Source organism: Candidatus Latescibacterota bacterium (genome assembly GCA_019038625.1).
In the GTDB taxonomy this organism is placed as follows: Bacteria; Krumholzibacteriota; Krumholzibacteriia; order Krumholzibacteriales; family Krumholzibacteriaceae; genus JAGLYV01.
In genome coordinates this window covers 15,266-40,735 of the sequence record JAHOYU010000062.1, presented here as the reverse complement: position 1 = coordinate 40,735, position 25,470 = coordinate 15,266, and the positions used below count along the sequence as shown (strand labels likewise).

The following is a 25,470-nucleotide window of genomic DNA, read 5'->3' as shown; positions in this document are numbered from 1 at the left end:
CATGGCAAAGAAGAAGTTTGAACGCACGAAGCCACATGTGAACGTAGGGACGATCGGTCATGTGGATCACGGGAAGACGACGTTGACAGCGGCGATGACCAAGCATATGGCGTCGAGAGGACTGGCGGACTATGTGCCGTTCGATTCGATTGACAAGGCACCCGAAGAGCGGGAACGCGGGATCACGATCGCTACGGCGCACGTAGAGTACGAGAGTGAGGCACGTCATTACGCTCATGTGGATTGTCCGGGGCATGCTGATTATATCAAGAACATGATCACCGGAGCGGCGCAGATGGACGGAGCTATCGTTGTGGTGAGCGCGGCGGACGGTCCGATGCCCCAGACGAGGGAGCATATTCTTCTGGCCCGCCAGGTGAACGTACCGTACCTGATCGTATACATGAACAAGGTCGATATGGTGGATGATCCGGAGCTTCTGGAGCTGGTGGAGATGGAGATCAGAGACCTTTTGAGTGAGTACGATTTTCCAGGCGACGACATACCGATAATCCAGGGCAGCGCGTTGAAGGCACTTGAGAGCGACGATGCTGACGGCGAAGACGCGAAGAGTATCTGGGAGCTTATGGATGCGGTCGACAGTTATATACCGACGCCTGAGCGAGATACGGACAAGCCATTCCTGATGCCTGTGGAGGATGTATTTTCGATTACGGGACGCGGGACGGTCGGGACGGGACGTATCGAGCGAGGGATAGTGAATGTAGGAGACGCGGTGGAGGTCATAGGGATACGCGATACGCAGAAGACGGTGTGCACGGGAGTGGAGATGTTCCGCAAGCTACTCGACCAGGGGATGGCCGGGGACAATGTGGGTCTGCTTCTCAGGGGCATGAACAAGGATGACCTGGAGCGCGGCATGGTAGTAGCGAAGCCGGGTTCGGTGACACCACACACGAAGTTCAAGGCGAGGGTCTATATCCTGAAGAAAGAAGAGGGCGGACGACATACGCCATTCTTTGATGGATACAGGCCACAGTTCTACTTCAGGACGACGGATGTAACGGGAGTGGGAACGCTTCCCGAGGGGACCGAGATGGTAATGCCTGGTGACGATGTCGATCTGGCGATCGAATTGATCACCCCGATAGCGATGGAAATGGAACTCAGGTTTGCGATCCGTGAAGGCGGCAGGACCGTCGGCGCGGGAGTCGTGACTGAGATCATAGAGTAGAGAGCTGAGAAAGATGAGAGATCTGGTTATACTGGCTTGCCAGGAGTGCAAGAGAAGAAATTATACGACTGACAAAAACAAGAGACAGCATCCGGACAGGCTGGAGCACAAGAAGTACTGCCGTTTCTGCGGCAAGCATACTTTGCACAAGGAAACGCGCTAAAAGGTGTTTTCAGGGTCTGAAGAATATGCGACTCAATCAGTGGATGTACGATAGACAGCCGTTACAATGCGGTTGTGCAATCGATCGGAGATCGGAATGATAAAGAAAATCGGTAAATTCTTCGGTGAGATGAAGGGTGAGATGAAGAAAGTCACATGGCCCACCCGTGACGAACTGAAGGAATCCACAAAGTTGGTCATAATCGCCACTTTCGTTGTGACCGTGTTCATAGGAACGATCGACCAGATACTGACCCTGGTAATCCGTCGCCTGCTTGGGTGGTAGACTCCATAGAAAGTGGCAGTCAGGAAAGTTAAATAATGAACGAAGATCTTTCAAAAGAGAAGGGTCCTGAAGAGGATCTTACAGAGGATTCACACGGCGAGGCAAACGCTGAGGAGATTGCTTCCAACTCCGAAGGCACCGCCGACCCGTTTGAAGGAGAAGGGGGAGAAGCGGCCGGAGACGGCGCCATCGAGGATGGCGGCGACGAAGGCGAGGGCGACATCACGTCCGGCAAGGACGGAGACCCGGTCGCCAGCGCTGAAGACCTTTCCGTAGAAGAACCCGCAGAGCAGCAGGCTCCTGAAGGAGTAAGCGCAACCGCGGAGAAGCCCCGCGCTATTGTGGAAAGTGCGGACAGCGGACCAAAGATGCGCTGGTATGTTGTACATACCTACTCAGGCAGGGAAGCCAGGGTGCGGGATACAGTCGAACGCCTGGTTCAGGCGTCCGATTTCAGCGAGAGTTTCGGGAAGATCCTTGTCGCTACCGAAGAGGTGGCGGAGATGAAGAAGGGTAAGAAGACCGTGTCGAAGAGGAAGCTCTTCCCGAGCTACATTCTGATCGAGATGGAAATGACCAACGAGACCTGGAGCCTCATTGAGAATGTTCCCGGTGTGACCCATTTTGTCGGTGGGGGGACGAAGCCTTTCCCCATTCCAAAGAAGGAAGTCGACAGGATACTGGGCAGGATGGAGAAGAAGGAAGGTATTATTCCTGAAGTTCCGTTCACCATCGGAGAGCATGTTAACGTCATAGACGGTCCCTTCTCGGAGTTTACGGGTATTGTCGATGAGATAAACCCGGAGAGGGGCAAACTCAAGGTCCTCGTAAGCATTTTCGGCCGAGAGACGCCGGTGGAGCTTGATTTCCTTCAGGTTAAACCTCTATAACGGCTGTCTTTCGGATGTGATTTCTGAAGAGATCAAGGAGCTGTAAATAAAATGGCCAAGAAGTCGAAGAAAAAAGTCCTGAAAATAGTCAAGCTGCAGATTCCCGGTGGCGGTGCGACACCAGCACCCCCGGTAGGGCCCGCACTTGGACAGCTTCAGGTGAGTTCGATGGACTTCTGCAAGCAGTTCAACGCTGTAACCCAGAGCATGCAGGGGACTATCGTCCCAGTGGAGATCACGGTTTACGTTGACAAGAGTTTTACTTTTGTCACGAAATCTCCTCCAGCTTCCGAGCTGCTCAGGAAGGCGGCGGGTATTGCCAAGGGTTCAGGCGAACCCAATAAGGAAAAAGTAGCCAAGATATCCATGAGCCAGGTCGAAGAGATCGCGAAAGCGAAGATGAAAGACCTGAATGCCTACAATATTGAAGGAGCCGTTCGCATGGTCGAGGGCACCGCCAGAAGTATGGGCATCATCGTGGATGACGGGGCTGAGGAATAGTTTACCAGAGAAAGCGGTGAGGAGAGATGAAGCGCGGCAAAAAATATGTCGACAGCATTGCTAGGATCGACCGCACTCGGGAATATCCTCTTGATGAAGCGGTAGAAGTGATCCAGAACCTGCCGAAGGCGAAATTCGATGAGACCTTCGAGTTCTCGGCGAGGCTGGGCGTCAACCCCAAGCACGCCGATCAGCAGGTTCGTGGTACGGTGCTTCTTCCTCACGGAACGGGTAAGGACGTCAGGGTCCTTGTCCTGACCAGGGGAGAAAAGGAAGTAGAGGCGAAGGAAGCCGGAGCTGATTTTGTCGGATCGAACGAGTTCATCGAGAAGATAACCGGTGGATGGTTCGATTTCGATGTGGCGATCGCCACTCCCGACATGATGGGCGAGGTCGGCAAACTGGGAAGGATCCTCGGGCCAAGGGGCCTGATGCCCAACCCAAAGGTCGGCACCGTCACTTTCGACGTCGGAAAAGCCGTCAAGGATTCGAAGGCTGGCAAGATAGAGTATCGCGTGGACAAGGGATCAAACATCCATGTCCCGGTAGGCAGGGTCTCCTTTGAGAAGATCAAGCTTGTCGAGAACATCAAGGCTCTCATGCTGGAGCTGCTTCGCGCGAAACCGGCTTCAGCCAAGGGGAAATATATCCTGAGCGTATACATCTCAACGACGATGGGGCCAGCTATCAGGCTGGATTCCCAGTGGTTGATGAATGAATTGCGTTAGGGCGGAAAGGAGATCATTGAATGGTACAGCATGCCAAAATCGAAAAAGTCAATGAGCTGGCCGATCTCCTTCGAGATGCCAAAAGCGTTATTTTGAATGACTTTACAGGTCTTAACGTTGAGGATATCTCGCGGCTTCGCAACCTGTGTCGTGAGGGTGATGTCTATTACACCGTCGTGAAGAACACGTTGGCGAAGAGGAGTTTCAGTGAGTTGGGTATCGACGGACTCGATCCGTTGCTTGAGGGGCCTACTGCCGTTGCGATAAGCGCGGTCGACGAGGTCGCTCCCGCACAGATACTTAAGAAGTTTGCAGATGAATATGAACTCCCCCGTTTCAAGGGGGGCTACGTGGCTGGCCGCGTTATCGACGAGAATGAAGTCGTGCGGCTGGCGGCTCTCCCGAGCAGGGAAGTGTTGCTCGCGCAGGTCGTTAGAACGTTCCAGGCTCCCATTCAGGGATTCGTCGGAGTTCTCAGCGCCAGCATGCGCGACCTGGTCGGCGTATTGAACGCCGTTTCCGAGAAAAAGGGAGAAGCATCATAGAGAGCGGCCTTAGGGCCCCGTGGATCTTAATCGAATCGAGTTCTGAAAGAGAGGGTCAGCAATGACTGCCAAGAAAGATGATGAAAAGAAAAGCGTGGAAGCTGTAGAGGAAAAAACCAAGAAGGCCGCACCAAAAGAGAAGGCAGAAAAAAAGGTAGAGGAAAAAGTGGAAGAAAAAGTAGAAGAGAAGGCTCCTGAAGCCACAGAAGAGAAGAAAGAGAAAAAAGACGTGAAAGACAGTTCCAAAACGGTACAGAAGATAGTAGAGATGGTCGAGAAAATGACCGTTCTCGAACTCTCCGAACTCGTAAAGGTCCTCGAGGATCATTTTGGTGTTTCGGCTGCCGCTCCCATGATGATGGGCGGAATGATGCCGGGTGCCGATCCTGCCGCTGAAGCCGAAGAGCAGACCGAGTTCGATGTAGTCCTCAAGGATTTCGGAAGCCAGAAGATCCAGGTCATCAAGGTCGTCCGTAGTATTACCGGACTGGGCCTGATCGAAGCCAAGAAGATGGTCGAGGATATTCCTTCGACGATCAAGGAAGGCATTGGCAAAGACGAGGCTGAAGAGATCAAGAAGCAGATCGAAGAAGTCGGCGCCGTTATCGAGGTCAAGTAATTCTTTTTTCATAAGTTCGGCGTAGCAGTCGAAGCAAGGAGGGATCGGTCCCTATGATTCAAAAACCTGAACGGATCAACTATGGAAAGATTCCGCAGGTTAAGGAGATCCCTCATCTCCTGGAAGTACAGCTCGCATCCTTCGAGAGGTTCCTCCAGAGAAACACCGCGATTGACAAGCGGGATGACATCGGCCTGGAATCGGTTTTCAGGTCGGTGTTTCCTGTTGTGTCTACACGCGGTGATTTCACCCTGGAGTATATCGGCTACACTATCGGTGAGCCCAAGTACACTGTCGAAGAGTGTAAAGAGCGGGATCTGACATACGCGGTGCCACTGAAGGCTGCCCTTCGTCTCGTTGTGCGCGAGTCGGCAGATGGCGAATCCGTGATCAAGGACATCATCCAGAGCGAAGTATACCTGGGTGAAGTTCCCCTGATAACAAGCAAGGGGACCTTTATCATAAACGGTGCCGAGAGGGTCATCGTGAGTCAGCTCCACCGTTCACCCGGTGTCGTATTCAACGACGACTACCACGCGAACGGGAAGAGACTCTTTAACTCGAGGATAATTCCCTACAGGGGTTCCTGGGTCGAGTTTGTCATCGATGTGAACGATATCATGTATGTCTACATCGATCGGCGTCGAAAGATACCGGTGACTGTACTACTCAAGGCGATGGGATTCGAGCCTAACAGCGCTATCATAAAACTCTTCCATAAGACGAAAGTCTATACGCTTTCGCAGAGGGTTGCCAAGAAGGATACCGCCCTTGTCGACCGCATGGTGGCTGAGGATGTCGTGAACCGGGAGACTGGTGAGATCCTCATAGAAGCAGGTAAGCCACTGACGGAGACTGCGCTGGATCTTATGAAATCTCAGAAAAATCTCAAGGTAGTTATGATCGAGAAGGATGGGAATATCGAAGACGATGTGATTCTCAAGACTCTCGAAAAGGATCCGACGGTTGGAAGGGACGATGCCCTGAAGAAGATCTACAACCTGATGCGTCCGGGTGACCCCCCGAACGTGGAAACGGCCAAGGCTCTTCTCGACAGGCTTTTCTTCAACCCAAAGAGATATAATCTTGCCAACGTCGGACGTTACAAGATAAACAGCCGCCTCGGTATAGATGTTCCCATCGAAACGACGACTTTGACCGAGAAGGATTTTCTCGCCGTAGTGGCGAACCTGATCTATATCAAGGAGACGGATGGCCCCGTCGATGATATCGACCATCTCGGCAACCGCCGCGTGCGCTCGGTAGGCGAACTTCTCGCAAACCAGTTCTCCGTCGGCCTTGCCCGGATGGCAAGGATCATCCGCGAGAGGATGACGATCCAGGACTCGGACAACCCGACGCCGTACGACCTCGTCAACGCCAGGACGATCAGCGCCGTTATCCAGTCATTCTTCGGGTCGAGTCAGCTCTCGCAGTTCATGGATCAGACCAACCCCCTTTCAGAACTGACGCACAAGAGACGTCTATCGGCTCTCGGCCCCGGCGGTCTTACCAGAGAAAGGGCGGGATTCGAGGTCAGGGATGTGCATTTTACTCATTATGGGCGTATGTGTCCTATCGAGACCCCTGAAGGTCCTAATATCGGACTGATCACTTCGCTGGCTACATACGCCAGGGTCAACGAGTTCGGTTTCCTCGAGACACCCTACCGTAAGGTAAAGAAGGGTATAGTGACAGACGAGACAGAGATGCTTTCGGCCGATCTTGAGGATAGAGCTACTATAGCTCACGCAAACGCTCCCATAGACGAGAAGGGCAGGTTCATCAATTCGACGGTCATGGCGAGGCACAGGGACGATTATGTAGTTGTCGATCCAAAGGAAATCGATTACATGGACGTCTCGCCCAACCAGCTGATCAGTGCGGCTGCTGCTCTTATCCCATTCCTTGAGCATGATGACGCCAACAGGGCTCTCATGGGTTGCAATATGCAGCGCCAGGCGGTGCCTCTTCTCAAAGCGGAAGCTCCTCTCGTGGGCACCGGTCTCGAAAAGAAGGTGGCATACGATTCCGGTGTGCTTGAAATAGCACGGAGAAGCGGAAAAGTCGAGAGTGTGGAGGCGGACAGGGTCCTCATCAGCTATCAGTCGAAGAAAGACGAAGATAGCTTTGAAGATTTCTCCGGGTTCGGAGGAGTCGATGAATACAAACTGATCAAGTACCAGAGATCGAACCAGGATACATGTGTAAACCAGAAGCCTCTTGTAGAGGTCGGGCAGAAGATCAGGAAGGGCGATATCATAGCGGACGGCTCAGCAACGGAGGATGGCGAACTGGCCCTGGGCAGAAACATCCTCGTAGCCTTCATGCCGTGGCGCGGATACAACTTTGAGGATGCGATTATTCTCAGTGAACGCCTGGTGAAGGACGATGTCTATACTTCTGTCCATATCGAAGAGTTCGAGACCCAGGTCCGCGACACCAAGGCGGGCATGGAAGAGATCACCAGAGAGATCCCGAATGTAAGCGAAGAGATGCTTACCGATCTGGACACTGATGGTATCGTGAGGGTCGGGGCTCATATCAAGGCCGGCGATATCCTGGTGGGGAAAGTCACGCCGAAGGGCGAGACCGAACTGACCCCGGAGGAGAGACTCTTAAAGGCGATCTTCGGCGAGAAGGCCGGAGATGTCAGGGACGCTTCACTCAAGGCTCCTCCAGGCATGGACGGGATCGTCGTCGATATCAAGCTTTTCTCGCGCAAGGAACACGACGACAGGGCAAAGAGCCATGAAAAGAAGAAGGTTCAGGATCACCTGCGCAAGCGCGACCAGGAGATCGAGCACGTCAAGGAAAAGCGCCGCGAACGACTCGCGGAGCTTATGCTGGGCCAGACCACGGAGAAGCTCATTCACTCAGAGACCGGCGAACTCCAGGCGAAGGCAGGCAGAAAGATCACAGAGAAGCTGCTCGATTCGATCGACGTAGACTTCCTGCACTGGGGCCTTCCGATCGTGAAGGATCAGAATATCGATTCGAGGATACAGTCGCTGATGGAAGCGGCAGCCCGCGCGATCGAAGGGATCGAAAGCCAGTATGAGAAGGAAATGGAACGCATGATGCGTGGCGATGAGCTTCCTCCCGGCGTGAGCAAGCTGGTTAAGGTATATGTCGCCCGTAAGCGTAAGGTCTCGGTCGGTGACAAGATGGCGGGAAGGCACGGGAACAAGGGTGTAGTGTCGAGGATCGTCCCCGAGGAGGACCTGCCGATGCTCGAAGACGGCACGCCGGTCGACATCATCCTCAATCCGCTGGGTGTTCCAAGTCGTATGAACGTCGGGCAGATACTGGAGACGCATCTTGGGTGGGCGGCTCAGAAACTGGGATTCAAGGCGACCACGCCCGTCTTCCACGGTGCCACGATCAAGGAGATCAAGAGTGAGCTGAAGAAGGCGGGGCTTCCTGAATCCGGCAAGGCGACCCTTTATGACGGGATCACAGGAGATGCATTTGACAACGAGATCACCGTCGGCTACATCTATATGCTCAAGCTTTCACATCTGGTCGATGACAAGATACACGCAAGGTCTATAGGCCCCTATTCTCTCGTCTCACAGCAGCCTCTCGGCGGAAAGGCCCAGTTTGGCGGCCAGAGGTTCGGAGAAATGGAAGTATGGGCTCTCGAGGCTTACGGTGCCGCTTACTGTCTGCAGGAGCTACTTACCGTGAAGTCCGATGATGTCACCGGTCGGAGTAAGATATATGAGGCGATCGTCAAGGGCGACAACGCGCCCGACCCCGGTCTGCCTGAATCGTTTAACGTGCTGATCAAGGAACTGCAAAGCCTGTGCCTTGACGTACATCTCGATAAGAATTAAAGAGCTGGAGGTCATATTTGTATAATTCCTATGTGGATAAGGATCGCAAAAAGCCCACCGATATTCAGGCGATGCGGATACAGCTGGCTTCCCCGGACGTCATCCGTTCATGGAGTTTCGGTGAGGTCGCGAAGCCGGAGACGATAAACTACCGCTCTTTCAAGCCCGAAAAAGAGGGGCTCTTCTGCGAGAGGATATTCGGTCCGGTCAAGGACTGGGAGTGTGCCTGCGGAAAGTACAAGAGGATCAGGTATCGTGGAGTGATCTGCGATCGCTGTGGTGTCGAAGTCACACACTCGCGCGTCAGGCGTGAGCGGCTGGGCCATATCGATCTCGCAGTTCCCGTATCGCATATCTGGTTTCTCAAGGGAGTTCCGAGCCGGATCGGGTATGTGCTCGACATGTCGGTAAGGAACCTCGAGAGGATCCTGTACTACGAATCACATGTCGTCATCGATCCGGGCAACACCGAACTGAGTGTGAAGGAACTGATCGACGAGGAGAAGTATAACGACCTGGTCGACCAGGGGTTTGAGTTCAGCGCGAAGATGGGTGGAGAGGCTATCAGGGACCTTCTTTCTCAGCTGAATGTCGAGGAGGAATCGGTAAACCTGAGGGTTCAGGCAAAGGTAGAGACTTCGGTACAGCGTAAAAAAGACGCACTGAAGAGACTGAGAGTGATCGAGGCATTCCGGCAGTCGACCAATAAGCCGGAATGGATGATCCTGGACGTCATCCCGGTGCTTCCTCCGGATCTCAGGCCGCTCGTTCCGCTGGAAGGTGGAAGGTTTGCCACATCCGACCTCAACGACCTCTACAGAAGGGTCATCAACAGAAACAACAGGCTGAAGAAGCTTATAGAGATAAGGGCTCCGGAAGTCATCCTGAGAAACGAGAAGAGGATGCTTCAGGAGGCCGTCGATGCCCTTTTCGACAACAGTCGCAGGGCGCGTGCGGTACGCGGACAGGGAAACAGGCCTCTCAAGTCCCTCAGCGACATGCTCAAGGGCAAGCAGGGCCGTTTCCGGCAGAACCTTCTTGGAAAGAGAGTCGACTATTCGGGACGTTCCGTCATCGTCGTGGGGCCTGAGCTGGAGATCTACCAGTGCGGCCTTCCCAAATCGATGGCCCTAGAGCTCTTCAAGCCTTTTATTATCAGGAAGCTCGAAGAGAAGGGATATGTCCAGACGGTAAAAAGCGCAAAGAAACTCGTCGAGAAAGAAAGACCCGAGGTCTGGGATATTCTCGAGGAGATCATTGAGGATCACCCCGTGTTCCTTAACCGTGCTCCGACCCTTCACAGGCTCGGCATCCAGGCTTTCCAGCCCCTACTGATCGAGGGTAAGGCCATACAGATCCATCCTCTCGTATGTTCGGCCTTCAACGCCGACTTCGATGGTGACCAGATGGCGGTCCATGTACCGCTGTCGTATGAGGCCCAGCTGGAAGCCAGGACCCTGATGCTCTCGGCGAACAATATCCTTTCGCCAGCAAGCGGAGCGCCGCTCGCGTCTCCGTCGCAGGATATGGTCCTGGGGCATTATTATCTTTCCATGGTAAAGAATGGCGCGAAAGGCGAGGGCAAGGCATTCTTCAGTGTCGACGAAGCACTCGCCGCACTTGATTCGGACACGATCCATATCCACGCGAGGATAAAGGTCAGAATAGACGGCGAGCTTGTAAATACAACTGCCGGCAGGGTCATCTTCAACAGCATGGTCCCGGACGAGCTTGGGTTCGTCAACGACCTTCTGGACAAGAAGGCTCTGGGGAATCTCGTGGGGAGCTGCTACAAGAAACTTGGAAACTACAGGACCGTGAAGTTTCTCGAGAGACTCAAGCAGTTCGGGTTCGGTTACGCCACGAAGGCTGGCGTGACGATCGGGATCGACGATATCGTCGTACCTCCCGAGAAGGGCAAGCTTATAGCAAAAGCGAACAAGGTGGTAGACAAGATCCAGAAGCAGTACAAGGATGGTGTGATCACCGACGGAGAACGTTATAACAAGATCATCGATACATGGACCCATACATCGAACGATGTCGCCGACGCGATGAGCGAGAATCTCAGTCACGATCGAGACGGAGCCAACCCCATCTTCATGATGGCGAACTCCGGATCGAGAGGCTCGAGGGACCAGATCAGGCAGCTGGCCGGTATGCGAGGCCTGATGGCCAAGCCTCAGAAGAGGATCACGGGTGGGGTCGGCGAGATCATCGAGATGCCCATCACGGCAAACTTCAAGGAAGGCCTGACCGTGCTCCAGTACTTTATCTCGACTCATGGAGCGAGAAAGGGTCTGGCGGATACGGCGCTCAAGACGGCAGACGCCGGGTACCTCACAAGAAGGCTGGTCGATGTCGCGCAGGATGTGATCATCACTGAGGATGATTGTGGCACCATCATGGGTGTGGATACAACAGCGTTGAAAGAGGGAGAAGAGGTCATCGAGGCTCTCAGTGACCGTATTCTCGGCCGCGTAACTGTAGACGATGTCATCGACCCTCATTCGGGAGAGGTGATCGTCGAGGCGAACTCTCTGGTCAACGAAGAATTTGCGATGGAGATCGAGGAGCGGGGAGTGGAGCGTGTAAAGATCCGCTCGGTGCTCACCTGTGAATCCAGGCGAGGCGTTTGTGTCAACTGTTACGGCAGGAATCTTGCCAACGGTAGGCTCGTCGACCACGGAGAGGCTGTGGGGGTAGTGGCCGCTCAGAGTATCGGTGAACCCGGTACCCAGCTTACACTCAGGACCTTCCATGTCGGGGGTACCGCGAGCAGGATCGCTGAGCACACCCAGAAGACGACGAACCATGCCGGTGTCGTGGAGATGAAGAAGATCAGGTCCGTCACCAATCGTGACGGTAATGAGATCGCTATCAGCCGTAAGGGCGAGGTCCTGATCCGCGACAAGAAGGATGATCGAGTAAGGGCCAGGCTTGGAGTGCCTTACGGTGCTGTCTTGTCCGTGCAGCCAGGTCAGGAGATCGCGAAGGACGGGATCATATACGAATGGGACCCCTACAGCGACTTCATCATCGCCGACAAGGGTGGAAAGATGAAATTCCGCGATATCAAGGAGGGCGTCACCGTCAAGGAGAGAGTCGACGACAAGACGGGTCTCAGACAGAGGGTCATCATTGACGATCGTGACAAGAAGCTGCATCCTCACATCGAGATGATCGACAGCAAAAAGAAGGTGCTCAGTAACTTCATTATTCCGACAGGTTCCAATATCACCGTGCATGACGGGGCGAATGTGCGTCCCGGTGATATAATCTGCAGGATCCCGAAGGAGATCACAAAGACTCGTGATATCACGGGTGGTCTGCCGAGGGTGGCGGAGCTCTTCGAGGTCCGCAAGCCGAAGGAATCGGCCGTCGTTTCCGAGATCGACGGACAGGTCGAATTCGGGCCGGTAGCCAAGGGTATGCGTAAGATCATCGTGAACAACGAGAGTGGCGATTCCAGGGCCTACCAGGTCCCGCAGGGCAAGCATCTCAGCGTCTACGAGGGTGACATGATCGATGCTGGTGACAATCTTACCGAGGGGCCGGTCAATCCCTTCGATATTCTCAGTATCAAGGGTGTCAATGCCGCGCAGAACTACCTGGTGAACGAGATACAGGAAGTCTACAGGCTGCAGGGAGTCCATATTAACGACAAGCATATCGAAGTGATCGTTCGGCAGATGTTGCAGAAGGTGATCGTCGAGGATGGTGGCGACTCGAAATTCCTCGAGGGCGATATCGTTAATAAGATCGAGTTCCGTGAGGAGAACGAGAGAGTCCTTCAGAAGAAGGGTATCCCGGCAACGTTCAAGCCTCTTCTACTCGGAATCACAAAAGCGTCCCTGACGACCGAAAGCTTCATATCGGCGGCCTCCTTCCAGGAGACGACGAGAGTCCTTACAGAGGCGGCGGTCCAGGGCAAGACGGATTACCTTAGAGGCTTGAAGGAGAATGTCGTTATGGGGCATCTCATTCCGGCCGGTACCGGTCTGCACAAGTACAACAGGTTACAGATAGAGGAAGAGCTCAGCGAAGCTGACCTTATCGAAAGAGATTTCGACGATGAGGAGATCGCCGATCTCGTCAATGACATGAGGGAGGGAGCTTCCTGATAAGTTTCCGCCGCGGCCATTTTCCCCCTCTTGGGGAGAGGTGTCTGATCGGCGGGTTATCGACGGAAAAAGATGTAAATTAATTACTTGACAGGACAATAGGGGGATGTTAAATTGCTTATCTGCATCCTGACTTTTTGTCAAGGGTGCATGATTTTATAACATCTGGTAATAGCAGGAGTTAAGAGGGAAAAGTGCCGACGATCAATCAGCTAGTAAGAAAAGGCCGCAAGGCATCGGCGAAAAAGACAAGTGCGCCGGCTCTACAGGCCTGTCCCCAGAAAAGGGGAGTATGTACGCGAGTCTATACCTCGACACCGAAGAAGCCGAACTCGGCTATCAGGAAGGTTGCGAGGGTCAGGCTTACGAATGGTTTCGAAATAACCGCCTACATCCCGGGTGAAGGTCACAACCTTCAGGAACACTCGATCGTCCTCGTAAGGGGTGGCAGGGTGAAGGATCTGCCGGGAGTGCGGTATCATATAGTCCGGGGTACGCTCGACACAAGCGGCGTTGACGGAAGAACCAAAAGTCGTTCAAAATATGGGGTTAGAAAACCCAAGAAGGCCGCTTCTTAGGAGGATATGACGAGATGCCGCGTAGAAGGGAAGTAGTAAAAAGATCGATCACACCCGACCCGAAGTTCGGTGACGTTCTTCTGGCCAGGTTTATCAATTATATCATGAGAAGAGGCAAAAAGAGTACTGCCGAACGCATCGTTTATGACGCGCTCGACATTATGGAGGAAAGGACCGGCCAGAACGGTCTCGAAGTCATGAAAAAGGGGATCGAGAACGTAAAGCCTGTCCTCGAAGTCACCTCAAGGCGTGTCGGTGGAGCCACGTATCAGGTTCCGATCGAAGTGAGGTCTAACAGAAGACTCGCTCTTGCCATGAGGTGGATCATTAGTTTTGCCCGGAAAAGACCCGAAAAGACGATGGCGGAGAAGCTCGCGGCTGAGCTTATCAGCGCTTTCAAGCGAGAGGGTCCCTCGGTCAAGAAGCGTGAGGATACTCACAAGATGGCTGAGGCCAACAAGGCCTTCGCACACTACCGCTGGTAGTCTGGTATGGAGTTCCGCCGGATTAACTGCTAATCTGGTCGGGTTGAATAGATTTAAGTGTGGTGTTGGGTGGTTCCGTCCCGGTGTCCGAGTTGCAAGTTGGATATCAGAATGGATAACAAGGGATTATACATTGATGAAACAGACGCAACTTTGCTTTGACAGCAATAACTGCTACTGGTTCTACAGCTGATCCGGCCTTTCAGTGTCGGGTCCGCGTTGAAGGGGCCAGGGCACTGGAGAGATCGGGATGGCAAGGCAATTCCCTCTCGACAAGACACGTAACATCGGCATCGCCGCTCATATCGACGCGGGGAAGACGACTGTGACGGAAAGGATCCTGTACTATACAGGCAAGGTCCACCGCATGGGCGAAGTGCATGAGGGCAATGCTGTAATGGACTGGATGGAGCAGGAGAAGGAACGTGGCATCACGATCACTTCTGCTGCCACTACTTGTGTCTGGAAGGACCACCGGGTGAATATCATGGATACGCCTGGCCATGTCGATTTTACCGTGGAAGTCGAGAGAAGTCTACGTGTCCTGGATGGCGCTGTAGCGATCTTCTGTGCCGTTGGCGGGGTCGAGCCCCAGTCGGAGACAGTCTGGAGACAGGCCGATAACTACAATATACCGAGGATAGCGTTTGTCAACAAGATGGACAGGGTCGGATCCGATTTTCAGAATGTTGTGAAAATGATGCGCGGCAGGCTTGGCGCAAACGCCATACCGATCCAGCTTCCTATCGGGTCGGGCGAGATATTCAACGGTATGATCGACCTGGTGAAGATGAGGGCGATCTTTTATAAAAAAGGAAGCCTCGGCGCTGAGTTCTATGAGGACGATATTCCGAGGGACCTGGTTGAAAAGAGTCTCGAAGCGAGGGAAGAACTTCTCGGCGCACTTGCAGATTATGACGAGGAGATCCTCCATCACGTCGTGGACGGTAGCGATGTATCTGAAGAGATAGTTAAGAAAGCGCTCAGGCAGGCAGTCAACGAGGTCGCCGTGATTCCGGTTCTCTGCGGATCTGCTTTCAGGAACAAGGGAGTTCAGAAGCTTCTCGACGCGGTTATCGATTATCTTCCAAACCCTCTGGACGTTCCGGCCGTGGAGGGTATCAACCCCTTCACAAAGAAAGAAGAAGAGAGGCATGCGGACGAATCAGAGCCTTTCTCCGCCCTGGTGTTCAAAGTCGTTACCGATCCTTTTGTCGGGCGGCTGCACTATTTGAGGGTGTACAGCGGAGCGGCCAGGTCGGGCGATCACCTCGTGAATGCTACGAACAAGAAAAAAGAGCGTCTGAACAGGATATTGGTAATGCACGCAAACAAGCGTGAAGAAATAAAAGAAATTTATGCTGGAGATATCATTGCTGTAGTCGGGCTGAAGAATTCGGCAACAGGCGATACTCTCTGCGACACGAAGCATCCGCTTCAGCTTGAGATGATGGATTTTCCGGAGCCGGTCATCTCTGTGGCGATAGAACCGAAGACAAAGGTCGATGAGATGCAGTTGTCCACAGTGCTTGCAAGGCTCAGCGAGGAAGATCCCACTTTCCAGGTCAGAGTGGACCAGGATACAGGGCAGACGCTGATATCCGGGATGGGCGAGCTTCATCTGGAGATCCTGGTAGACAGGATGCTCAGGGAGTTCAAGGTCCACGCTAACGTCGGCAAGCCGCAGGTGGCCTACAGGGAGACGATCACTTCTTCCTGCCGCAGCGAATGCAAGTTTGTCAAGCAGAGTGGAGGAAGGGGACAGTACGGACACGTTATTATAGATCTCGAACCGGCGCCCGGCGAGGGGTTCCATTTCGTGAGCAAGATAACCGGCAATGCTATCCCTAAGCAGTTTATCCCGTACGTAGCTGATGGAGTGAAGGATTCGATGGTCAGCGGGCCTGTCAACGGCAATCCGGTTGTCGATGTGAAGGTGACGCTTGTCGATGGTTCGTTCCACAACGTCGATTCATCTGAGTTGGCTTTCCGGATAGCCGGGAGCAGGGCGTTTTTCGATGGAGTCAGGAAAGCTGGCCCAGTACTCATGGAGCCGGTCATGGAACTTGAGATCGTTCTTCCCATGGAGTATATGGGTGACGTTATCGCAAATTTGAATACGAGAAGAGGAAAAGTAGAGGGAATGTCCTCCAGGGCTGAGGCTCAGGTCATCTCGGCCAGAGCTCCCCTGTCGGACATGTTCGGTTACGCGACCACGCTGCGATCACTGACCCAGGGCAGGGCAGTATACAGTATGCAGTTTTCACATTATGATCAGGTGCCGCAGGCAATGGTCGCCGAGATGCAGGGCCGCTTGAGAGGCCTTGCCTGATAAGGAGGATGCTTCATGGCAAAGAAGAAGTTTGAACGCACGAAGCCACATGTGAACGTAGGGACGATCGGTCATGTGGATCACGGGAAGACGACGTTGACAGCGGCGATGACCAAGCATATGGCGTCGAGAGGACTGGCGGACTATGTGCCGTTCGATTCGATTGACAAGGCACCCGAAGAGCGGGAACGCGGGATCACGATCGCTACGGCGCACGTAGAGTACGAGAGTGAGGCACGTCATTACGCTCATGTGGATTGTCCGGGGCATGCTGATTATATCAAGAACATGATCACCGGAGCGGCGCAGATGGACGGAGCTATCGTTGTGGTGAGCGCGGCGGACGGTCCGATGCCCCAGACGAGGGAGCATATTCTTCTGGCCCGCCAGGTGAACGTACCGTACCTGATCGTATACATGAACAAGGTCGATATGGTGGATGATCCGGAGCTTCTGGAGCTGGTGGAGATGGAGATCAGAGACCTTTTGAGTGAGTACGATTTTCCAGGCGACGACATACCGATAATCCAGGGCAGCGCGTTGAAGGCACTTGAGAGCGACGATGCTGACGGCGAAGACGCGAAGAGTATCTGGGAGCTTATGGATGCGGTCGACAGTTATATACCGACGCCTGAGCGAGATACGGACAAGCCATTCCTGATGCCTGTGGAGGATGTATTTTCGATTACGGGACGCGGGACGGTCGGGACGGGACGTATCGAGCGAGGGATAGTGAATGTAGGAGACGCGGTGGAGGTCATAGGGATACGCGATACGCAGAAGACGGTGTGCACGGGAGTGGAGATGTTCCGCAAGCTACTCGACCAGGGGATGGCCGGGGACAATGTGGGTCTGCTTCTCAGGGGCATGAACAAGGATGACCTGGAGCGCGGCATGGTAGTAGCGAAGCCGGGTTCGGTGACACCACACACGAAGTTCAAGGCGAGGGTCTATATCCTGAAGAAAGAAGAGGGCGGACGACATACGCCATTCTTTGATGGATACAGGCCACAGTTCTACTTCAGGACGACGGATGTAACGGGAGTGGGAACGCTTCCCGAGGGGACCGAGATGGTAATGCCTGGTGACGATGTCGATCTGGCGATCGAATTGATCACCCCGATAGCGATGGAAATGGAACTCAGGTTTGCGATCCGTGAAGGCGGCAGGACCGTCGGCGCGGGAGTCGTGACTGAGATCATAGAGTAGAAAAAGGGATATCTGGAGGTAACCCGGTGGATGGTCAGAACATAAGGATTAAGTTGAAGGCTTACGAACATTCGATGCTGGACCGCAGCGCCGAAGAGATCGTAAAGACAGCGAGAAGGACCGGTTCCGAAGTTTCCGGACCGATTCCGCTTCCCACGAAGCGCACTGTCTATACTGTTCTCCGTTCGCCTCATGTAAACAAGAAATCCCGGGAGCAGTTCGAGATAAGGGTGCACAAGAGGTTGATAGAGATAACGAATGTTACCGCTAAAGCTGTTGATGCATTACAGAAACTCGATCTCCCGGCCGGCGTGGATATTGAGATAAAAGTCTGATTCGGAGGAAGAGATGATAGGGTTGATCGGCAGAAAAATAGGCATGAGCCAGGTCTTTGACGAGAACGGTGTCCTTACGCCAGTTTCGGTCATACAGGCTGGTCCCTGCCCGGTCGTTCAGGTAAAGACGGAAGCGATCGACGGCTATAACGCTGTTCAGGTAGCTTTCGACCTGGTGCGTCCCACGAGGGCGAACCTTCCACGCCTGGGCCATTTCCGCAAGGCAAACCTCCCTCCTTACCGCAACCTGCAGGAATTCAGGGTCGAGAACCCGGATGAATTCGAGACGGGACAGCTCATCGATGTCAGCATCTTCAAGGACTCGGCAAAGCTGGACGTTTCGGGCAGGACGAAAGGTAAGGGTTTCCAGGGAGTAATGAAGAGGCATGGGTTCGGCGGTGGCAGGAAGACTCATGGATCGCATTCGCACAGGATCCCCGGGTCTATCGGTATGGCTGCATATCCTGGAAAGGTCTTCAAGGGAACGAAGCTCCCGGGACAGACCGGATATGATATAAAGCATATCAAGAATCTGAAAATAGTCGAAGTCGATACTGAAAATAACCTGATCCTGGTCAAGGGAGCCGTTCCTGGAGCAAGAAATACGGTTCTCAGGCTGACCGCCACGCACAGATAGGGCGGGGCGCAACAAGGAAGAGAAGAAAGTGAATGCAAATTTGTACGATTTCAAGGGTGACCTGAAGGGTAAGATCGATCTTCCCGAGTCCCTCTTTGGTGGGAAGGTGAATCGCCCGGTCCTCTACGATGCGGTCCGCATGTACCTGGCAAACAGGCGCAGCGGCACGGCCAAGACGAAGCAGCGTAGCGAGGTATCCTATAGTACCGTGAAGCCTTACAGGCAGAAGGGTACTGGCAGGGCGAGAGCCGGAATGCGTTCATCCCCGATCTGGAGAGGCGGAGGCGTTGTGTTCGGCCCCCATCCGAGGGATTATCGTTTTTCGATACCAAGGAAGGTCAAGAGGCTTGCCCTCAAGTCGGCTCTGGCTGACAAGGGACAGGAAGAAAGCGTTTCCGTGGTGGAGGGTGTGTCGGTAGATGCTCCCAGGACCAAGGTATTCGCCGAGTTCTTCAAGGCCTCCGGGCTTTCTGGAAAGAAAGTCCTTTTCGTCACCGACTCGTTCGATGACAACATTCTCAAATCGATGAGAAACATCAAGGGTGTAAGCTTCATGGTCAGTAGAAACATGAATGCGTACGAGATCCTCCATGCGGACGTTCTTCTTTTCACGAAGGAAGCCCTGGCAGGACTCGAGGAGGTGTTCGTGTAATGGCGGATATTCGCAGAATTATCTTCAAGCCCATAATCACCGAACGAAGTGCGATGCTCAAGGAGACGGACAACAAGTTTGTCTTTGAGGTGGATGTAAGGGCGAACAAGAGAGAGATCAAGACCGCCGTTGAGAAGCTTTTCAAGGTGACGGTAAAGGATGTCAGGACAAGCGTGATGCGAGGAAAGACCAAGACGACCTTTATGAAGGGCGGCAGATTCACGGGCAAGCGTCCTGACCGGAAGAAGGCCATTGTCACACTGGCCAGTGGTGAGAACATAGATATCTTTGATCAGGTATAGGCTCACCTGACAAAAGCCCCTGAATAGGGGCCGCAAAGAGTGTTGGGGCCCGCAGTTGGCGGGCGATAAACGAAAAACGACAAGGAAACGACCGATGGCTTTGAAGAAGTACAAACCGACGACACCGACTCTTCGGTTCAAGACATCAACAGATTTTTCCGGGTTGACTAAAAAGGCTCCGGAGAAATCGCTTCTCGAACCTATGAAGAGTAGCGGAGGCCGGAACAACGCTGGCCGCATAACGATGCGCCGGATGGGTGGCGGTCACAAGAGACGTTACCGCAGGATCGATTTCAAGAGGGACAAGTATGGTATTCCCGCGAAGGTTGCTGCCCTCGAGTATGATCCGAACCGTTCAGCGTTCATATCCCTGCTCCATTATGCCGATGGCGAAAAGAGGTATATCCTCGCTCCTAATGGCATAAAAGTAGGGGACATTCTGGATTCGGGCCCCGAGGCCGAGATTCATCCCGGCAACTCGATGCCTCTGGCAAAGATCCCGACTGGCCTTTTCGTTCATAATATCGAGATGGTGGCCGGCAAGGGCGGGCAGATGGTAAGAAGCGCGGGCGCCTACGCCCAGTTGATGGCGAAAGATGGTGACTATGTTCATCTGAGGCTTCCCAGCGGTGAGATCAGGATGGTCCGCAGGGAGTGTTCGGCCACGATCGGGCAGGTCAGCAATATTGACCATGAGAACGTGAAGATCGGCAAGGCCGGCCGTTCACGATGGCTCGGCAGAAGGCCCAAGGTCAGGGGCGTCGCGATGAACCCCGTCGATCACCCCCATGGTGGCGGTGAAGGCCGTACGAGTGGCGGACGCCATCCGGTTTCCCCGTGGGGTATGCCGACGAAGGGATACAAGACCAGAAACAAGAAGAAGTTGTCGAATAAATATATTGTTCACAAGAGGAAGAAGAAGTAATTTCGTCGAACTACAGACCGTTCTGCTGGCGGTATGTAGCAACGCGGCCGTTCCTGATGGAGCGGTGAAGATCAGGATTTCTGGAGGATAGATGACCAGATCACTTAAAAAGGGACCCTTCATCGACGAGAAGCTTTTCGGCAAGATCGAAAAGATGAACGATGTCGGGGACAAGAAGGTTGTGAAGACATGGGCTAGAAGGTCTACGATCTCCCCGGAGTTCGTCGGCCATACGCTTGCGATTCACAATGGCAAGAAATTCGTGCCAGTCTTCATTACCGAGAATATGGTCGGACACAAAGTCGGAGAGTTTGTCCCGACCAGGACGTATAGAGGACATACAAGCAAAAAGAACAAGTAATCTCATTTTGGAGGTAGGCGGAAATGGAAGCACGCGCCAGAGCGCGGCAGATAAGGGTCTCGGCGAGGAAGACACGGATCGTTGCAGATCTGGTCAGGGGCCAGTCGGTGGAAAAAGCCATCGAGATCCTCAGGTTCTCGAATAAGGCAGTCGCGCGCCAGATCGAAAAGACGGTCACGTCAGCAATGCACAATCTCGCCGGACAGTTTGATCATCCGGTGGAGCCGTCTGAAATGGGAATCAAACAAATATTCGTAGACGAAGGCAGGACGATGTACAGGATCAGGCCCCGAGCTCAGGGCCGGGCATTCAGGATCCGCAAGAGAAGCAGCAGCATTACGGTCGTCGTCGAACATACTGGCGAAGAAACAGAAAGTAAGTAGAGGAGGATATCTTGGGTCAGAAGACAAATCCCATTGGGTTGAGGCTCGGTATCAATCGAACCTGGGATTCAAAGTGGTTTACCACGAAGAACTCGGCAGATTGGCTTGAGGAAGACCTTAAGTTGCGCCGCTACGTGAAGAAGCGTCTGGCAAGGGCCGGCGTATCCAAGGTCGAAGTTGAAAGGCGCGGCGACAATGTAAAAGTGCACATACATACAGCCAGACCAGGAATGGTCATAGGGCGGAAGGGTGCCGAAGTCGATTTTCTGAGTGAAGAACTGGCCCACTTGACGACCCGAAAAGTCAATATAGATATCAAGGAAGTGAAGAGGCCCGAACTCAACGCACAGCTCGTCGCCGAGCATATTGCAGGTCAGCTGGAGCAGAGGGTATCATTCCGGCGTGCCATGAAGAAGGCCATCGGTTCAGCTGTCAGAATGGGAGCCGAAGGTATCAAGGTCAAGACCTCGGGAAGGCTTGGCGGAGCGGAGATGTCGAGGACTGAAGGGTACATGGAGGGTCGTGTCCCCCTTCATACGCTCAGGGCTGATATTGATTACGCGAGAGCTACCGCATTTACCACTTACGGAACGGTAGGAGTGAAGGTCTGGATCTATCGCGGTGAGTTGTTCCCGAAAGATTTCAGGCGGAAGATGGGAGAAGCTGTAGCAGAGGAATCGGGACGCAATAATCCGACGCGTTAGCCCGTGCAAGAGAGGTTGATAACAGATGTTAATGCCGAAACGTACAAAGCACAGAAAACAGCAGAGGGGTCGGATGCGCGGCATGGCTCAGCGCGGGTCGAAGATCAGCTTCGGCGAGTACGGCCTTCAGGCTGAGGCACCCGCCTGGATCACCAACAGGCAGATCGAGGCAGCCCGTGTGGCCATTATGCGCCATATAAACAGGCAGGGGAAGCTGTGGATCAGGGTGTTCCCCGACAAACCGGTCACGGTAAAACCGGCAGAGACGAGGATGGGTAAGGGAAAAGGCGCGCCCGAGTACTGGGTGGCCGTTGTAAAACCGGGCCGCATCATGTTCGAGCTCGAGGGAGTGGAACAGGATCTGGCAAAGAGAGCGATGGAGCTTGCTTCGGCGAAGCTTCCCATCAAGACGAAATTTGTCCGCCGTATTGCTAGCGGTAAGGTTGCCGGTTAGGGGACCAGGGCAGAGGATGAACCGGAAAGATCTGGATGGTTGATATGAAGGCTGTAGAAATTAGAGAACTTACACTGGATGAGTTGAGGTTGAAGGAAGAAGATCTGGTCGAGGAGCTTACTACGAGTAAGATCAAGCTTTCGATCAAACGTCTCGACAATCCGCTGCAGGTACGCAGTACGCGGCGCGAACTGGCGCGAGTCAAGACGATCATAAACGAGAAGCTTGCCGCGAATCAGGAGAATGAAGAGGCGTAGCGGGAACGCTCAACATGAAGCGTGATTGATCGCTTCAAGGGGCTGCAAAGACCATCAGGTCGGCACCCCGGATGGACGAGGAGAAACGATGGAGGAAAGAAAACCCAGAAAGACCCTGATCGGGTGGGTTGTCAGTGACAAGATGGAAAAGACCATTACGGTCTCCATCAAACGGACGTTCCAGCATCCGCGTTACAAGAAGATCGTGAAGAAGACATCGAAGATTTGGGTTCACGACGCGGAGAATGATTGCCACATCGGGGATAAGGTAAGAGTGATGTCTACGAGACCGCTAAGCAAGTTTAAACGCTGGCGTGTAATCGAAGTAATCGAGAGGGCGAAGTAGGAGAACGACGATGATCCAAATGCAGACAAATCTGGCTGTCGCTGATAATTCGGGAGCGAAAAGTATCCGCTGTATCAAGGTTCTCGGCGGGTCAAAAAAACGTTACGCGCGTATCGGCGATATCATCAGCGCATCCGTCAGGGTGGCAATGCCCGGCGGCGGCGTGAAGAAGGGCCAGGTCGTGAAGTGTGTCATAGTACGCACAAAGAAGGAAATCAGAAGGAAAGACGGCAGCTATATCAGATTCGATCAGAATGCGGCTGTCATCATAAATGAGCAGAAGGAGCCGGTCGGAACGAGGATTTTCGGGCCGGTCGCGCGAGAACTCAGGGAAAAGCAGTTCATGAAGATCGTGTCCCTGGCTCCTGAGGTCATCTAGATATCGAACGGAAGTCGAGATGAGGATCAAAAAGAACGATACAGTTAAGGTCATCGCCGGTAACTCAAAAGGTCTGGAAGGTAAAGTCCTGAAGGTCTTGCCTGACAACAGCAGAGTTATCGTCGAGAAGGTAAGGCTTATCAAGAGGCACACGCGCCAGACTAGTCAGGGCTCACAGGGCGGGATCGTGGAGAAGGAAGCACCGATAGATATTTCGAATGTTATCCTTGTCTGTCCGAAATGTGGCAAGCCCGCGAAGACCGAGATGGCGAAATTGGCCGACGGCCGCAAGATCCGCAAGTGCAAGAAGTGTAATGAGACGCTGGCGGATGATGATTAAACCTGGTTGAGGTAATTGAACGGGGCCTGTGAGAAAGGCCCGGATCTGAATGGTGAAGGAAATGGCTGAAAAGAAAACAATGACGAATGTAAAACGCCTCTACGAAGAAAAAGTGGTGCCCGGACTCCAGAAGAAGTTCAATTACAAGAACGTCATGGAGATACCACAACTCAAAAAGATCGTGGTCAACATGGGGGTCGGCGAGGGAATAACAGACGCCAAGGTAATCGAGGCGGCCGTAAAGGACCTCACGACTATTACCGGGCAGGCTCCTGTTGTGAACAGGGCCAGAAAGGCAATCGCCGGATTCAAACTCCGCGAAGGAATGCCTGTTGGATGTTCCGTCACGCTGCGCGGCGAGATGATGTACGAGTTTTTCGATCGTCTGGTCAATACTGCGATACCGAGGATCAGGGATTTCCGGGGCCTCAATGCCAGGAGTTTCGATGGTAATGGCAACTATACTTTCGGCGTGAAGGAACAGATCATTTTCCCTGAGATCAATTACGACAAGATTCTCAAGGTAATGGGAATGGATATAACCATAGTGACTTCGGCGAAGACAGACGAGGAAGCAAGGGAATTGATCATGCTTCTCGGGATGCCGCTGAAGAAGGATCAGTAAAAGGAAAGAGGAGGCTCCGTGGCCAAGAAGTGTCTGATCGAGAAGGCGAAAAAGAAGCCCAAGTTCAAGGTCAGGGCCTATAACCGCTGCAGGCGGTGCGGTCGGCCAAGGGCATATTTAAGAAGATACGGGATTTGCCGGATCTGTTTCCGTGAGCTCGCTCTCGACGGGAAGATACCCGGTGTGGTAAAGGCAAGCTGGTAGGACCGGCGAAAAAGAACGAGGTGGATTCAATATGATGACAGATCCCATAGCTGATATGCTTACACGTGTGCGAAACGCGTACAGGGCAAGAAAGACGTATGTCGACATGCCCGCTTCAAAGCTGAAGGCGCATATCGCGAAGATAATGCTTGAGGGCGGATTTATCAAAAACGTCAAGTATATCGATGACGGGCTGCAGGGTAAACTCAGGGTGTATATTCGTTACGATGAAAACAATAACAGTGTCATAGAGGGAATCAAACGCGTCAGTGTTCCCAGCAGAAGGGTCTATGTTGACAGGACCAATATTCCCCGAGTAATGGGTGGTTATGGCACAGCCATCATTTCGACATCAAAAGGTGTATTGACCGACAAAGAGTGCCGTTCCCTGGGAATCGGGGGCGAAGTCATCTGTCATATATGGTAGCCGGAATTAAATCGGCTTCTCGGTGGTCCCGATGGATCCCGGACCATAACGGAGGTAGGAGAAAGAAATGTCACGAGTTGGAAAAAATCCAGTACTGATCCCTTCCGGTGTACAGGTGGATCTGAAAAACAACTATATGAAGATCAAGGGATCGAAAGGTGAATTGGAGAGGACCCTTCATCCCGATATGATCATCGAGGTCGAATCCGACATGGTCACGGTCAAGAGGCCCACCGATTCGAAGCAGCACAAGTCGCTTCACGGCCTGACCAGGACTCTCGTCTTTAACATGATCGAGGGTGTCTCCAAAGGTTTCGAGAAGAAGCTCGAGATCGAGGGCGTTGAGTATAAGGCCGAGATGAAGGGCAAGACCCTCGTTCTCAGCCTGGGATATTCACATCTGGTAAATTACGATCCAAGGGAAGGGATAGAGATCGAGCTCCCCGACCCGAAGAAGATAACCATAAAAGGTATAAGCAAGGAGAAAGTCGGCCAGACAGCCGCCGAGATCAGAGCTTTCCGCCCGCCCGAGCCGTACAAGGGTAAAGGTATTCGTTATCAGGGTGAGCAGATCTTGCGCAAGGCTGGAAAGGCCGCTGTTGGAACAGGATTCTAGCACTGACTGGATGTGCCGCGGCTGTCGTTA

The 25,470-nt window shown here is 53.3% G+C and carries 31 protein-coding genes; all 31 read left to right on the top strand.

The window, feature by feature from the left end; genetic code table 11:
- Position 1: 1 nt before the first annotated feature.
- The 31 genes from tuf (KOO63_04695) (at position 2) to rplF (ending at position 25,440) form a co-directional block, all read left to right on the top strand.
- A complete protein-coding gene (tuf, locus tag KOO63_04695; GenBank protein MBU8921101.1) occupies positions 2-1,195 on the top strand; it encodes an elongation factor Tu in 1,194 nt (397 codons plus the stop codon).
- 13 nt (positions 1,196-1,208) lie between these two features.
- Complete coding sequence (rpmG, locus tag KOO63_04690; GenBank protein ID MBU8921100.1) at positions 1,209-1,358, top strand: 50S ribosomal protein L33; 150 nt, start codon at positions 1,209-1,211, stop codon at positions 1,356-1,358.
- A 96-nt stretch (positions 1,359-1,454) separates the two neighbouring features.
- Positions 1,455-1,643 carry a preprotein translocase subunit SecE gene (secE, locus tag KOO63_04685; GenBank protein MBU8921099.1) on the top strand — a complete coding sequence of 63 codons (189 nt, stop codon included), beginning with the start codon at positions 1,455-1,457 and terminating at the stop codon, positions 1,641-1,643.
- 35 nt (positions 1,644-1,678) lie between these two features.
- A complete protein-coding gene (gene nusG, locus KOO63_04680; GenBank protein MBU8921098.1) occupies positions 1,679-2,533 on the top strand; it encodes a transcription termination/antitermination protein NusG in 855 nt (284 codons plus the stop codon).
- A 51-nt stretch (positions 2,534-2,584) separates the two neighbouring features.
- Positions 2,585-3,034: a 50S ribosomal protein L11 gene (gene rplK / locus KOO63_04675; GenBank protein MBU8921097.1), complete on the top strand. Its 450-nt coding sequence runs from the start codon at positions 2,585-2,587 to the stop codon at positions 3,032-3,034.
- Between the two features lie 26 nt (positions 3,035-3,060).
- Positions 3,061-3,762, top strand: a complete 702-nt coding sequence (rplA, locus tag KOO63_04670) for a 50S ribosomal protein L1 (protein ID MBU8921096.1) — start codon at positions 3,061-3,063, stop codon at positions 3,760-3,762.
- A 20-nt stretch (positions 3,763-3,782) separates the two neighbouring features.
- Positions 3,783-4,307: a 50S ribosomal protein L10 gene (gene rplJ, locus KOO63_04665; GenBank protein MBU8921095.1), complete on the top strand. Its 525-nt coding sequence runs from the start codon at positions 3,783-3,785 to the stop codon at positions 4,305-4,307.
- Positions 4,308-4,368: 61 nt separating this feature from the next.
- Positions 4,369-4,926, top strand: a complete 558-nt coding sequence (gene rplL / locus KOO63_04660; GenBank protein MBU8921094.1) for a 50S ribosomal protein L7/L12 — start codon at positions 4,369-4,371, stop codon at positions 4,924-4,926.
- A gap of 53 nt (positions 4,927-4,979) precedes the next feature.
- Positions 4,980-8,765 carry a DNA-directed RNA polymerase subunit beta gene (gene rpoB / locus KOO63_04655; protein MBU8921093.1) on the top strand — a complete coding sequence of 1,262 codons (3,786 nt, stop codon included), beginning with the start codon at positions 4,980-4,982 and terminating at the stop codon, positions 8,763-8,765.
- A gap of 17 nt (positions 8,766-8,782) precedes the next feature.
- On the top strand, positions 8,783-12,889 hold the full coding sequence (rpoC, locus tag KOO63_04650; protein ID MBU8921092.1) for a DNA-directed RNA polymerase subunit beta': 4,107 nt from the start codon (positions 8,783-8,785) through the stop codon (positions 12,887-12,889).
- A 194-nt stretch (positions 12,890-13,083) separates the two neighbouring features.
- Complete coding sequence (gene rpsL / locus KOO63_04645) at positions 13,084-13,467, top strand: 30S ribosomal protein S12 (protein MBU8921091.1); 384 nt, start codon at positions 13,084-13,086, stop codon at positions 13,465-13,467.
- A 14-nt stretch (positions 13,468-13,481) separates the two neighbouring features.
- The gene (gene rpsG, locus KOO63_04640) at positions 13,482-13,952 is read left to right on the top strand and encodes a 30S ribosomal protein S7 (GenBank protein MBU8921090.1); all 471 of its coding nucleotides are present in this window, start codon (positions 13,482-13,484) and stop codon (positions 13,950-13,952) included.
- A gap of 250 nt (positions 13,953-14,202) precedes the next feature.
- Complete coding sequence (gene fusA, locus KOO63_04635; GenBank protein MBU8921089.1) at positions 14,203-16,284, top strand: elongation factor G; 2,082 nt, start codon at positions 14,203-14,205, stop codon at positions 16,282-16,284.
- 15 nt (positions 16,285-16,299) lie between these two features.
- The gene (gene tuf / locus KOO63_04630) at positions 16,300-17,493 is read left to right on the top strand and encodes an elongation factor Tu (GenBank protein MBU8921088.1); all 1,194 of its coding nucleotides are present in this window, start codon (positions 16,300-16,302) and stop codon (positions 17,491-17,493) included.
- A 26-nt stretch (positions 17,494-17,519) separates the two neighbouring features.
- Complete coding sequence (gene rpsJ, locus KOO63_04625; protein MBU8921087.1) at positions 17,520-17,828, top strand: 30S ribosomal protein S10; 309 nt, start codon at positions 17,520-17,522, stop codon at positions 17,826-17,828.
- A gap of 13 nt (positions 17,829-17,841) precedes the next feature.
- Complete coding sequence (rplC, locus tag KOO63_04620; protein MBU8921086.1) at positions 17,842-18,465, top strand: 50S ribosomal protein L3; 624 nt, start codon at positions 17,842-17,844, stop codon at positions 18,463-18,465.
- Positions 18,466-18,493: 28 nt separating this feature from the next.
- Positions 18,494-19,117 carry a 50S ribosomal protein L4 gene (rplD, locus tag KOO63_04615; GenBank protein MBU8921085.1) on the top strand — a complete coding sequence of 208 codons (624 nt, stop codon included), beginning with the start codon at positions 18,494-18,496 and terminating at the stop codon, positions 19,115-19,117.
- Positions 19,117-19,419 carry a 50S ribosomal protein L23 gene (gene rplW, locus KOO63_04610; protein MBU8921084.1) on the top strand — a complete coding sequence of 101 codons (303 nt, stop codon included), beginning with the start codon at positions 19,117-19,119 and terminating at the stop codon, positions 19,417-19,419. The genes rplD and rplW overlap by 1 nt, the downstream gene beginning before the upstream one ends.
- Positions 19,420-19,513: 94 nt before the next feature.
- Positions 19,514-20,344, top strand: a complete 831-nt coding sequence (rplB, locus tag KOO63_04605; protein MBU8921083.1) for a 50S ribosomal protein L2 — start codon at positions 19,514-19,516, stop codon at positions 20,342-20,344.
- 91 nt (positions 20,345-20,435) lie between these two features.
- On the top strand, positions 20,436-20,705 hold the full coding sequence (gene rpsS / locus KOO63_04600) for a 30S ribosomal protein S19 (GenBank protein MBU8921082.1): 270 nt from the start codon (positions 20,436-20,438) through the stop codon (positions 20,703-20,705).
- Positions 20,706-20,728: 23 nt separating this feature from the next.
- Entirely contained in the window at positions 20,729-21,088 is a 360-nt protein-coding gene (rplV, locus tag KOO63_04595; protein MBU8921081.1) for a 50S ribosomal protein L22, read from the top strand.
- A gap of 11 nt (positions 21,089-21,099) precedes the next feature.
- Entirely contained in the window at positions 21,100-21,792 is a 693-nt protein-coding gene (rpsC, locus tag KOO63_04590; GenBank protein ID MBU8921080.1) for a 30S ribosomal protein S3, read from the top strand.
- A gap of 25 nt (positions 21,793-21,817) precedes the next feature.
- Entirely contained in the window at positions 21,818-22,246 is a 429-nt protein-coding gene (rplP, locus tag KOO63_04585) for a 50S ribosomal protein L16 (protein ID MBU8921079.1), read from the top strand.
- Positions 22,247-22,290: 44 nt separating this feature from the next.
- The gene (rpmC, locus tag KOO63_04580) at positions 22,291-22,503 is read left to right on the top strand and encodes a 50S ribosomal protein L29 (protein ID MBU8921078.1); all 213 of its coding nucleotides are present in this window, start codon (positions 22,291-22,293) and stop codon (positions 22,501-22,503) included.
- Positions 22,504-22,591: 88 nt separating this feature from the next.
- The gene (gene rpsQ / locus KOO63_04575) at positions 22,592-22,849 is read left to right on the top strand and encodes a 30S ribosomal protein S17 (protein MBU8921077.1); all 258 of its coding nucleotides are present in this window, start codon (positions 22,592-22,594) and stop codon (positions 22,847-22,849) included.
- A gap of 10 nt (positions 22,850-22,859) precedes the next feature.
- Positions 22,860-23,228, top strand: coding sequence for a 50S ribosomal protein L14 (gene rplN, locus KOO63_04570; GenBank protein ID MBU8921076.1), 369 nt, complete (start codon positions 22,860-22,862; stop codon positions 23,226-23,228).
- A 19-nt stretch (positions 23,229-23,247) separates the two neighbouring features.
- Positions 23,248-23,568: a 50S ribosomal protein L24 gene (rplX, locus tag KOO63_04565; GenBank protein MBU8921075.1), complete on the top strand. Its 321-nt coding sequence runs from the start codon at positions 23,248-23,250 to the stop codon at positions 23,566-23,568.
- Between the two features lie 79 nt (positions 23,569-23,647).
- Complete coding sequence (gene rplE / locus KOO63_04560) at positions 23,648-24,193, top strand: 50S ribosomal protein L5 (GenBank protein ID MBU8921074.1); 546 nt, start codon at positions 23,648-23,650, stop codon at positions 24,191-24,193.
- A gap of 18 nt (positions 24,194-24,211) precedes the next feature.
- Positions 24,212-24,397 (top strand): type Z 30S ribosomal protein S14, encoded by a 186-nt coding sequence (locus KOO63_04555; GenBank protein ID MBU8921073.1) that lies wholly within the window; start codon positions 24,212-24,214, stop codon positions 24,395-24,397.
- Positions 24,398-24,431: 34 nt separating this feature from the next.
- Positions 24,432-24,824, top strand: a complete 393-nt coding sequence (gene rpsH, locus KOO63_04550) for a 30S ribosomal protein S8 (GenBank protein ID MBU8921072.1) — start codon at positions 24,432-24,434, stop codon at positions 24,822-24,824.
- Between the two features lie 67 nt (positions 24,825-24,891).
- Positions 24,892-25,440, top strand: coding sequence for a 50S ribosomal protein L6 (gene rplF, locus KOO63_04545; GenBank protein ID MBU8921071.1), 549 nt, complete (start codon positions 24,892-24,894; stop codon positions 25,438-25,440).
- The last annotated feature ends 30 nt before the right edge of the window (positions 25,441-25,470 follow it).